We start from the raw sequence: 12,335 nt of genomic DNA, 5'->3' as shown, positions 1-12,335 counted from the left end.
AAGCACCGTTGTTGCTACTGCCAATTAGACACCGCTCTATCGGCAGATCGGTGGCAATTGTTAATTTGTAGCCTAATTAGGTACCGTTTTGTTAACAATCATTAATATTTATCCTACCTTAGTCTGGAGCTGGCGGCTAGTAACCAGTTAAATCGCTAGCATTTAACCGATCGATATGCAGCCATTGTAGCCTGGGGACAATGACGATCGCACCGAAGAATTTAGGCCTTTGCACTGACTTTGATTTTTGGCGCAACAAAATATTCGCCTCTTTCATCAACCCCAATTTCGCCAAGTGATTCATCGCCAGTAATTAATCGCGCACCGCGTTTGCGAGTGAAATAACTCCAAGTCCATTGAATAAATACCACTAATTTATTATCAAATTCAATTAGATAATAAATATGGACGAATACCCAAATCAACCAGGCGAAGAATCCAGACATTTTCACCGAGCCGAAATCAGCTACTGCCGAATGTCTACCAATGACTGATAAGCTGCCCGCATCAAAATATTCAAAAGCTGGTAGACTTTCACCCGCGAGTCGCTTGATAATTAAGTCGGCAACATATTTACCTTCTTGGGTCGCGACAGGTGCTACTCCAGCCAATGGTTTCCCATCTGACTTGGTAAAGTTCGCCAAATCACCGATCACAAAAATTTGGGGATATCCCTTGACGCTCAAGTCCGACTCTACCATTACTCGCCCGACTCGATCGAGTTCGACACCTGTATGTTCAGACACCATCTTACCCATCGCTGAAGCTTTGACTCCTGCCGCCCACAATACAGTTCGGGCTGCTAACAGCTCGATATTATCGCCCTGACGAATGGTAACAACGTTATCCTCTATATTCGTTACGAGTGCTTTTGTCCGCACCTCTACTCCCAAATTTACCAAAGATGCTTCGGCTTTAGCTGATAAGTCTGGCGAGTAAGGCGGTAAAACTCGATCCATCCCTTCGACTAGGACTATTTTAGCTTCAGCGGTATCGACATTGCGGAAATCTTTTTTGAGCGTACTATAAGCTAACTCGGCGATCGCACCAGCTAATTCTACTCCAGTTGGGCCGCCCCCGACGATCGCAAATGTCAGCCAAGCTCGACGTTTTTCTGCATCGGTTTCTTTCTCAGCAGCTTCAAACGCCATGAAAATCCGGCGGCGCATTTCTAGCGCATCTTCAACGGTTTTCAAGCCTGGAGCTGTCGGTGCCCACTGCTCGTTCCCAAAATAATGATGGCTGACACCCGTTGCTACAATTAATGTATCGTAAGTTATCTCACTCTTGCTCAGGAAAATCTTCTGCTGCTGCGGATCGATATTTCGTACTTCACCCATCAACACTTTCGTATTCTTTTGCTTGTTGAGGATCGATCGTAATGGTGAGGAAATATCCGCAGGCGACAAACCACCTGTAGCCACTTGATATAGGAGTGGTTGGAACAGGTGAAAATTGCGTTTATCGATCAGCGTCACCCGCACGGGTGCTTTACCCAAGGATAACGCAGCATGAAGTCCGCCAAAACCCCCACCGACAATAACGACATGATGTAGCGACTGTTGCTCAACTTGATTTGTCACGATCTGGTTTCCTCAATTCAATCCTAAAAGGGGGTGATTTAGCCACGAACTTATTCGACGCTCGGTGTCAAGCAAGTTTGTAGGTATCTATACCTAGCTTAATATATATTCACACAAATACAAGTATCTGTTGCTACCAGCGATGACAGTCGATTACCGACCGTAGGCTACGCCAACGTTTCAGGTTGGCGATCGACTATGCTCAATCTCAATCAGTATGTTGCTAAAGTTATGGTGCCCAGCAATGTCTCGATCTTTACCAAATCAGATGCTCAGATTCGAGAATGAGGACACATATCCCCGACTTCTTCAAGAAGTCGGGGATATAAGCGGTTTCATCTAGTCTCGATCCCAGATTTGGATAAATTGTTGATAAGGTAATTGTTCAGCACAATACCAGAGTAGTTTATAGCATTCTAAAGCCGAGACAGATCGATTGTCGCCTTCGCGATCGACGATCTGCTCTTTGAGTTTGGTAATTAGCAATGGTAATTGTTCGGTCAATAATACTTCTTTAAGATATTCTCCAGTTCGCTTATAGAAATTAGCTGGTTGAGCAGAAGACATGAGTTCTAATAAGATATCAACTGCTAGTGGATGTCCGGTTTGAAATTTACCTAGTTGATAAGCATATCGACGTTGAGATTCGGTATTGTTGACATTTAATAGTTTTCGTTCCAATTCGGCAATCGCAATGTTTACATCTCGCTGACGGGCTACTTTCTTACGCCGATGACGAGTACTGCTAGGGAAAGTGCGATCTTCAAATAATTGCTGTCTTGTAGCGGGATGTGTCGGTAAGATCTGACGGAGATTTGCTAATGCTGCAATCCGACTGTCGCAATTTTGTCCAGATTCGACGATCTGAGCTAGCGTCTTAATTACTAGTGCAAATAGTAGATTACCTTCATCGATTTCAGAGGACTGTTCTACGAGCAATTTACCAAGAGTGAAAGCTGCTTTGCGTACTAGAGATTCTGTATTTCCTGTTTTAATGATATTAGCGAGGGTCGAGAATGCGATCTCGCTATAGTTACGATCGATCTTACTTAATGATTCACAAATTTTGATCTGTAGATCGTGACGATGAACTAATTCGATCGAGTCAACTAATGCTTTAATCGCGATTGCATTGCCTGGGTCGAATACTTTGCCTAAACTATGGGCTGATTGCCACTGGAAAAAGGGATTTTCTACTGTTTGGACAAATTTCTCTAAGCCGGAAACTGCCGCGACTAGATCGGTCTGTCGGAGGGCGATTCTTGCACCATCTTGAATCGGTAGTGGGTAGAATTTCCAGGTATTTTGTTCGGGAATAATTTTAGCAAATCGCCACTGTAATAATCGATCGATTATTTCCTGGCTGTGGATTGATTTTGGAAATTCAGCGATCGCGGCTGCAGCTAGAAAACAAGCCCGATAGAAATAAAATTCACCTCGATTTCGATCGAAATTTATTAATGCTTCGATACAAGCTTCTTTCTCATTTGCAGCAACATCTTTTCTCCCAAACCAGAACAAGATTGTTTCATGCCAATAAGGACTAAAAATTGGTGAATGATTATTCAGATCTCCATCGAAGAAATATCGCCAATCAGTTATCGATTGAGCTGCAAAATATTCATGAAAAGTGGCATGGTAAAAGGCATAAATCTTAGCTCCTGTATGTGCCGAAATACCTACCTGATTCAACCATCCCAGTTGAAGAGCTAGCTCTAGTAAATCTGGCTCTAGTAACTCCAATATAGTCTGATGCTGGAGTCGAAAGCGAACTTGGTTTGACTTGTCGAGATGAATTGCCTGAAGAGCCAATTTACCTAAAGCACGATCTAACTGTTGACGCTGAGATAGACTAGTGGGAAATCGATCCTGTTTCCATTCATAAATTGTATCGGTAAATTGTTGATATAGACTCGCTTTAGTACTGGGTAATTTACCTTGAGTCCGCAACCAATACTGACATAACAAAGCTAATCGGAGTGGATTTTTAACTGCATCTCGCAATCGGTGGTATTGAGGTTGTACGATTTCTGTGAGCAGACTTTCACCCAAGTTAGGACAATCTTTAAACCAGCCCTGAATAAATTGTTTGACTTGGTTGTGTGGCTGAGTATATCCATAACTCAACCCCAGATTGCGATAGGTCGTAAAATTTTCCAGTGCATTTTTACCACTATCCCAGACATTCGATCGACAAGTAAGAATAATATGTGCTGCACCTACCCATCCCCGTAATTGGCGCGCTAGATTTGCGAGAGAAATACTCGCATCCATAGCCATTTCATCCACAGCATCTAAAAGTAACCATACCCTTCCCCGATCGAATTGAGCTGCAAAATCTTGCTGTAATTTTAGATCGATCTGCATTTTGCGGGTAGCAATTTTGAGCCAATCTTGCAAGAGATAATTTTCCAGAGTTTCGCCCTGTAGATCCGCAAGCGAAATCCAAATTGGTAGCAACTGTAGATCGAGTAATCCCGCTGCTAACTTTTGCAGACAGGTAGTTTTCCCCGAACCAGGTTCGCCAATAACGCCAATCCGATTTGGCTCTGGATTTGCAACTAGTTGAGCCAATAATCGATCGAGATCGAGAACGTTGGTTACGCCAATTTCCTCCTCTCCACTATCAATTCCATCTTGTCCGTCAAAAATAGTCAGTCGCCGTCTTTCCATCAATCCTATCGGCACATAGACCTCATCCAGACTAAATTTAAGTCGATCTTCAACCATCAATGGATTGGTGGTAATTCGATGAGATTGTTGAGTGGAGAGGGTCGATCGAACCAGTTCCAACCAGTTATCTGTTTTAGGAGTGGTACATTGGTCTTTACTCGTCCGAGTTTGAGGCGATTTACGCCGATCCCATTCCAGATCGAGCCTGTGAATATTTGCAACTCGATCGAATCTGTCATGCCATAAATTTAGCGTAAAATGCCAAGTTTCCGATCCACCTTTACTCGCACGATTATCTTCAATAATTTCGACGAAATCAGTCAAACACTTAATCGATTCTTTAATCTGTTCACTGGTAAGTGTAATTCCTGCCAAGCAAATGAGATCTTCTAGATAACGAACCTTCGTCCGAATCACACAACGCTTTTCGGTTTGCCAATTTAGTTGAATCTCTCGCTGTAAACTGTCCAATCGGCGTTCGTCAATGTCTAATTCATTATTGGCAAAATCAACCAACACAGTAAAAAACTGCATGGCGCGTTGTTTGACAGCATTACCAAAATTAGGGCGAGGCATGAATTTTTTTATCGGTTGGACTTGGACAAGGTTTTAGCTAGACAAGCAAGCGATATCCTGAGCCTAGTGATATCATTCTTTAACGGCAGTAGGCGCGTAAATCAGCGAGTGCGATCTTGAGGTTTTGCGGCCATCGTGCAATTTCTCATAACTTATAACTGCCTGATGCGAAATACCCAAGCAGCGATCGTTCTTTGTCTGGCTTACATAATTGGTTTACTGGTCACTTTCAATCCGTGGGTGCGATGGGGACTGATTGTTGTGGCTATTCCCATGGCGTGGGTACTGCCGAGAATTTGGAAAAAGAGTCCAAATTGGCAACTTTTGGCGATTGCGATTGCGATCGCGGCATCTGCTACTTTTTATTTAGAATTGCGAGTGCCCCAACTTGCGGCTAATGATATTAGTAAGTATATCCCTGCCACTGCCGAACGGGGAACAGCACAGTTTACGATCGTCCAAGGTACCGTCGATAGTTATCCCCACGTCACTCGCAATCAGAATAGTCAATTTTGGCTCAATGCGACGCAATTAAACGAGATTCAGGGCGACGGTGTGCGCCCAGCAGACGTGAGTAAAGTTGTTAGCGGTCGGGTATACGTTACGGTGCCACTCCAAAGCGGTACAGGCCTGCAACCAGGAGTTGAGGTGTCGATTACGGGGACATTATATCTCCCCCAAGCTAATGCCAATCCTGGCGGGTTTAGTTTTCGCAATTATTTGAGTCAATCGGGTGGATTTGCAGGAATGCGTGGGGTACAGTTGCGGGTACCAGATGAAAGTCAGACACAGAAATGGAGTTGGGGTAAGTTACGCCAGCGGATTGCCGCAGCCCAGGTCAGGTGGCTGGATGTCCCTGCGGGACCGTTAGTTACAGCGATGGTCTTGGGAGCAGATGCGGTGGATTTGCCGTTCGATTTACGAGATCGATTTGTGCGGGTCGGATTAGCTCATGCGCTGGCTGCATCGGGCTTTCAAGTCTCTCTAATTCTTAATGCAATTCTCACCCTCACGCGCAAGCGATTATCGGTAGTCGGACAGTTTAATTCAGGGGTGGCAGCCTTACTAATTTTCTTGTGTTTGACTGGCTTCCAGCCTGCGGTAGTGCGATCGGTAGTGATGGGGATGGCGGTATTAATTGCCTTGCGCACGAAGCGACAAATAGAACCACTCAGTTCGCTATTTATGGCTGGAACTTTATTACTGATCGTCAATCCGTTATGGGTTTGGGATATTGGCTTTGAGTTGAGTTTTTTGGCGACATTAGGATTGATTGTGACGGTCGAACCATTGCAAAAAAAGTTGGATTGGCTACCACCGACGATCGCCGATTTAGTTACCGTTCCGCTAGCTGCATCGATTTGGACATTGCCAATTCAATTATATGTTTTTAAGGTTTTCCCCGTCTTTAGTTTGCCTGCAAATATTCTCACCAGTCCACTCATTAGTATCATCAGTATCGGTGGGGCAATCGGTGCATCAGTTGGAGCGATCTTCCCAATCGCTGGTAGTGCTATTTCTTGGCTACTGTACTTACCAAGCCAGCTCTTAATTGGTATTGTCGATATCTTTAATTATTTACCTGGAGCATCTTTGTCTGTCGGTCAAATTGGACTATGGCAGTTATTTGGTCTATATGGCATTATTTTGGGTGTATGGGTGATGCCTAAATGGCAGAAAAATTGGCAATCGGCAGCAGGTATAAGTATCTTATTGGTAATTATTCCCCTAGCTATTTGGAAAACAAGTGAATTACAAATTACTGCTTTAGCAAGTAATAATTCTCCAGGTGAAAAGCTCGGTCACCAAATTTTAGTCATCGAAGATCGGGGACAAGCAATCTTAGTTAATACCGGAAATGAGAGCGTTGCAAGATTTATCGTGCTGCCATTTTTACAACAGCAGGCAATCGATCGCATCGATACAGCGATCGATTTTAATCGAGATCTATCTGCCCTGAATAGTTGGCAAACTCTCACCCAAACTATTCAAATTCAAAACTTTTTTAGTATTGGTGGTGAAAGTAGCGACCCTGGTACAACTAAATTTCAGTCATTACCAGTAAAAAAAGCCCTAAAATTCGATCGAGTCGAAATTACCAACGTCCAAATCAATCCCGCCATCTTTAGAATCGACATCCCTGAATTCAAGCAAACATGGCTAGTGATTGGCGATTCTAAAGTAGACAAAGCCCAAATCGCGATCGATCTCGACCAAATCGCTCCCGTTCACACTCTATATTGGCACGGTGGTAAATTAACCGATCGATCGATCGCTAAAATCAATCCAAAAGTAGCAATTGCGGCCACCGCTAACCCAGATCCAGAAACAGTTAAGTTATTAGAAAAAAACAAGGTACGTGTCTACTATACTGGTCGAGATGGTGCAATTCAATGGACACCTTCAGGGGAATTCAAGCCTTATTTAGAAGAGGAAAGATTATAGAATATTTAGTTCCACCACATGGGGTTAATCCCCAGGTTAGCAAATAAAGTCCTCTGAAGAGGACTATCAAAATAGGGTAAGGGAATTATTAAATTCCGCCTACCCTATTTTGTTTAAATCGAATCTACCGTTCGGTTAACTTAGTTAACACTTGATTAGAACGCTCCACAAATGTGTTCATCCCATCGGCATTTACGCCTTTCTGAGCCATTAAAGCCAGATCGTAGATATGTTGACAAACGAGATTAACTAAATCTTGGTTTGGTGAAGTTCCCTCAGATTGAACTATCGATCCTCGATCGAGATTTGCCAAGTTTTGAATCAGTGGATGAGCGGTATTAACAACCAGAACGTGATCTGCTGGAAACTCAGCTACTTGTTGTTGCATCATTGCCATCATGTCTCGCATCCGGCGTGTAGATTCAGGTAACAATACCATTGCTGGTGGTGTGGATTGAGCGTTATCACCTTTGAGTGATTCGGTGCGGATGGTGACTTTGGGTTGATTAATTGCAGTAGTAAAGATTGCTTGAATCTGTTCGCTACGAGTTTTGTTAGTAGTAGGATCGATGATTTCGGGCGTATCATCGGACTTAATCAAACTACTATCTAATTCTGCATCGACACGGGAGAATTTGACATCGCTATGTTCCTGTTCGAGGAAGCTAACAAAGTGAGTATCGATAAAGGAATCGAGAAATAGTACTTCTAATCCCTGACTTTTGTGCAGTTGGATATATGGTGATTGACTGGCTTCATCTGTGGCGTAGAAAACCCGCTGTTCGTAAGTAGGTTCGCTGGCTGCTTCGCCTTCGGCTGGCTCTGAAACTGCTTTGACATGACGCTCTTTATTCCGTTCTAAATACTCGGTGAGAGTAGTGTAGGGTAAACTTGGCTGTGTGGGTTTCCAAGCATCTTCTTCACCTTCAGTTACGACCTCAGGCATGACTACGGGGCTGACGAAGGTAGTGCGATAGATGATAATATCTTCTATTTGCTTTTTAAATTTATCATCGTTCAGACAGCCAAATTTAATGAAAGTACTGAGATCTTCCCAGCCTTTGGTATATGCTGCTCGATCGTCATGATAGAGTTCTTTGAGTCTATCGCCGACCTTTTTGGAGATATAATCAGAGATCCGACGGACGGTTCGATCGCTAGTCAAGGCACTCCGCGAAACATTTAACGGAATGTCGGTACTGTCAATGACTCCCCGTAATGGTAGCAGGAATTTGGGAATCACTTCATCACAGCGATCGCTGACAAATACCTGATTGCAAAATAGTTTAGCTTGTCCCTTAGTTAGATCTAAATCTGGGCGTAATTTAGGAAAGTAAAGAATCCCATTAAGAGCAAAAGGATAATCAGTATTTAGATGTACCCAAAGTAATGGATCTTCTTCAAACGGATATAAATACCGATAGAATTCGAGATAGTCTTCCTTAGTTAAATTCTGCGGCGATTCTTTCCAGGGTGCCTTCTGTTTATTAATGACTTCGCCATCAAGAGAGATCGCCACAGGCATGAAATCACAATAAGTTTTCACTAATTGCTTAATGCGTGCTGGCTCTAAATATTCGACTTCCTCATCTTGAAGAGTCATTGTAATCATCGTACCGCGCTCCGTGCGACTCGACTCGCTAATTTCAAAGCTGGGAGAACCATCGCAAGACCAGTGTACTGGAGTCGATCCGTCCCGACAAGAGAGGGTATCGATTTCGACTAAACTGGCAACCATGAACGAAGAATAGAAACCTAATCCAAAGTGTCCAATAATTTGTTGGTCGCTATTTTTTTGATATTTTTCGATAAACTCTTCAGCACTCGAAAAAGCGACTTGATTGATATATTTTTTGACTTCATCGACACTCATCCCAATCCCATTATCGGAGATAGAAAGAGTTTTCTTTTCTTTGTCGATCGAGATACCGATCGCAGGTTCGCCGATTTCGCCGCTAAATTCGCCAGCGAAGGAAACCATCTTCAGTTTACCAATGGCATCAACGGCATTAGAGATCAGTTCGCGTAGGAAGATTTCATGATCTGTATACAGAGATTTCTTGATGATCGGAAAGATATTCTCGGTATGGATGGTAATGTTACCTTGTTCTAGCACTGTCATATGGCTATCGATCGCAGTTATGTATATTTACCTGCATTGTAGGTCGAATGGTGACTTGAAGCCTTTCGAGATTTCCGTACCTAAGTATGGGAGACTTCGGCGGTAGTAATTCGATGTGGCGGGGAATACTAGTATTAACGTGTAATCGTTGGCGTAGCCTACCGTAGGTAATCGACTGCTCCCCCAGCCACATAGTTTCAGGAAGAACATGAGTCATGAATAATTCCAGCAGATCGAGCCAATCAAAACCGGAAGATTCGATCGAGGCTGAACATTTAGCTACAATAGATGCCGCAGATCGAGTGGTGGGATCGATCGATCGAAAACAAGCTCAAACCTTGCTAGAAGACAGCGAACAACACTATGTATCCCTAGCGGAAACATTACCTGTAGGCATTTTTCGGACTGATGCCAGCGGGAAAGGCATTTATCACAACAATCGCTGGTATCAGATTGCGGGAGTCTCTCCTGAAGCTGCTCGGGGTAAGGGATGGATTCAATCACTCCATCCTGAAGATCGCGATCGAGTCCCGGCTGAATGGCAAAAAGCGATCCAAGAACACCGACCATTCCAGCTTGAATATCGCTTTCAACGACCAGATGGTCAGGTGACATGGGTATATGGACAGGCAAAAGCCGAACGAGATGCCCAGGGGCAAATCATTGGTTATGCGGGCACACTGACGGATATTAGCGCAGCGAAGCGCGACGAAGCCGTTCGCAAACAAGCCGAAATTCAACTCCAAGCCCTGATCGAAGGTACCGCCGCCACCACAGGGCAAGACTATTTTCCCGCCTTAGTCGGCCACATCGCCACAGCATTGAATGTCTCCTATGCCTTGGTGACAGAAAAAGTTGACGACAAACTGAGCGTTCTGGCTTTTTGGGCAAACGACAGCTTACAGTCCACCTTTGAGTTTCCGATCGCTGATACACCCTGTCAAAAAGCTGTACAACAAAAAAAGTATTATTGCGAATCCTTGATTCAGGAAAAGTTTCCAGCCAATCTGAATTTGGTAGAGATGGAGGCACAGAGTTACTTGGGGATTGCGTTACAAGATGTCCAGGGCAAGGCGATCGGCAATCTCTGTATTCTCGACCAAAACCCGATCAAAGACCCTCAAAAAGCTGAAAATCTGCTGCGGGTCTTTGCTGCCCGCGCTGGTGCGGAATTAGAGCGAGAACGCTCATCCCAGGCATTAGCCCAATTGAATCAAGAGCTAGAGCAGCGAGTGCTAGAACGTACTGCCGCCCTCCAAAAAAGCGAGCAACGTTACCGCGCCCTTATGAATGGTGCCAGTGATGCGATCATCTTGGCAGATGCTCAAGGTTATTTAATCGAAGGTAATCAGGCATCCGAGACACTTTTGGGCTATAGCCCAACAGAATTAAGCCACCTCCACCTGTCTGATATTCATCCCCCCGAAGCATTCGCAGCCGCACAAGCAGGCTTTCGAGATCTTCTTGGACAGGATCAGATCCCTCCCATCCTTGAAACCATTGTGGTGCGAAAAGATGGGAGCCAAGTACCAGTAGAGATTAAAGCTATCTGTATTGAAGTAGATGGTGAGCAGATTGTTCAGGGAATTTTTCGAGATATTAGCGAACGGCAACAAGCTGCCGCAGCCCTCCAAGCTTCTGAGGCGGAACTACGCAGCTTGTTTATGGGGATGGACGATCTTGTATTTGTGGTCGATCGAGTTGGTACCTATCTGAAGGTTCCCCCCACCAATCCTGCGAAACTAATGGCTCCTGCTGAAAGTTTACTTGGTAAAAACATTCAAGATTTTTTCGTGCCCGAACAAGCAGCACAATTTTTAGGGACGATCGAGCAAACTCTGACCACACAACAGACCCAATCGTGTGAATATAGCCTGAAGATCGACAATATCGAGTACTGGTTTAATGCCAAGTGCTCACCCCTAGACGATCGGTCTGTGATTTGGGTCGCCCGCGATATTACTGAAGCCAAGCAAGAAGAAGTCATTCGCAAACAGGCAGAGGATCTGATTTGTCAACAAGCAGAACGCGCCATCCTACTCAAAGAAATCACCCAACGGATTCGTCAATCCTTAGATCTCCAGACCATTTTTGATACTGCCTGTCAAGAAATTCGTGATGTCATTCATGCAGATCGGGTGGGCATTTTCAAGTTCGATCCTGCCTCCCACTTTGACGATGGCGAATTTGTCGCTGAATCAGTTGGAGCAGAGTTTACTTCGGCAATAGCGATTCGGGTTAAAGATCATTGCTTTGGCGAAAACTATGCTGCTCTATATGCCAAAGGGCGATCCTATGTGGTGAATGATATCTATCAAAAAGGTGATTTTGTCTGCCACACCAATATCCTCGCACAGTTTCAGGTGCGGGCAAATCTGGTGATGCCATTACTATGTGGCGATAATTTGTGGGGATTGCTCTGCATCCATCAATGTGCAGCCCCCCGCAACTGGCAGCAGTCAGACATCGATCTGGCTCAGCAAATTGCCAGCCAGTTGACGATCGCTATTCAGCAAGCAAATTTATTCGAGCAGGTACAGCAAGAACTAGCCCAAAAACAGCAAGCCGAGGTGAAGCTGACCGAAACCAATCACCAACTCGCAGTTTCCAACCAAGAACTACTCCGCGCCACCAGGCTCAAAGATGAATTTCTCGCCAATATGAGTCACGAACTCAGGACTCCGCTCAACGCGATCCTGGGTCTATCCGAATCTTTTCTCGAAGAAGTATTCGGCATAATCAACGATCGTCAGAAAAAAGCGATTGCCACTGTCGAACGTAGTGGTGAGCATCTCCTCTCCTTGATTAACGATATTCTGGAAGTATCAAAAATTGAAGCCGGAAAACTGGAGCTAGAAATAACCACAGTATCACCAACTACGCTCACCAATTCCACCCTGGCATTTGTCAAACAACTAGCACATCAGAAACAAATT

The 12,335-nt window shown here is 44.4% G+C and carries 6 protein-coding genes; 2 read left to right on the top strand and 4 right to left on the bottom strand.

What is annotated here, in order from left to right:
* Nucleotides 1-221 precede the first annotated feature (221 nt).
* Together RMO55_RS18495 and RMO55_RS18490 are read right to left on the bottom strand one after the other, a co-directional pair.
* Entirely contained in the window at nucleotides 222-1,583 is a 1,362-nt protein-coding gene (locus RMO55_RS18495) for an NAD(P)/FAD-dependent oxidoreductase (RefSeq protein WP_310429017.1), read from the bottom strand.
* Between the two features lie 339 nt (nucleotides 1,584-1,922).
* A complete protein-coding gene (locus RMO55_RS18490; RefSeq protein ID WP_310429015.1) occupies nucleotides 1,923-4,832 on the bottom strand; it encodes an NACHT domain-containing protein in 2,910 nt (969 codons plus the stop codon).
* 165 nt (nucleotides 4,833-4,997) lie between these two features.
* Here RMO55_RS18490 and RMO55_RS18485 point away from each other — a divergent pair, with 165 nt between their 5' ends.
* The gene (locus tag RMO55_RS18485; protein WP_310429013.1) at nucleotides 4,998-7,277 is read left to right on the top strand and encodes a ComEC/Rec2 family competence protein; all 2,280 of its coding nucleotides are present in this window, start codon (nucleotides 4,998-5,000) and stop codon (nucleotides 7,275-7,277) included.
* A gap of 124 nt (nucleotides 7,278-7,401) precedes the next feature.
* On the opposite strand, the gene htpG is transcribed toward RMO55_RS18485, so the two are convergent.
* Both htpG and RMO55_RS18475 read right to left on the bottom strand, forming a co-directional pair.
* On the bottom strand, nucleotides 7,402-9,399 hold the full coding sequence (gene htpG, locus RMO55_RS18480; protein ID WP_310429010.1) for a molecular chaperone HtpG: 1,998 nt from the start codon (nucleotides 9,397-9,399) through the stop codon (nucleotides 7,402-7,404).
* 4 nt (nucleotides 9,400-9,403) lie between these two features.
* Nucleotides 9,404-9,616, bottom strand: a complete 213-nt coding sequence (locus RMO55_RS18475; protein ID WP_310429008.1) for a hypothetical protein — start codon at nucleotides 9,614-9,616, stop codon at nucleotides 9,404-9,406.
* Between RMO55_RS18475 and RMO55_RS18470 the strand changes: the two genes are divergently transcribed.
* Nucleotides 9,615-12,335 (top strand): PAS domain S-box protein (locus RMO55_RS18470; protein ID WP_310429006.1); only part of this gene is annotated, 2,721 nt, incomplete at its 3' end. The two genes, RMO55_RS18475 and RMO55_RS18470, sit on opposite strands and share 2 nt — an antisense overlap.

Source organism: Chamaesiphon sp. VAR_48_metabat_135_sub, assembly GCF_031418915.1.
In the GTDB taxonomy this organism is placed as follows: Bacteria; Cyanobacteriota; Cyanobacteriia; order Cyanobacteriales; family Chamaesiphonaceae; genus Chamaesiphon.
Note: the sequence above shows the minus strand (reverse complement) of the source record. Positions and strands in the feature narration are given on the sequence as shown.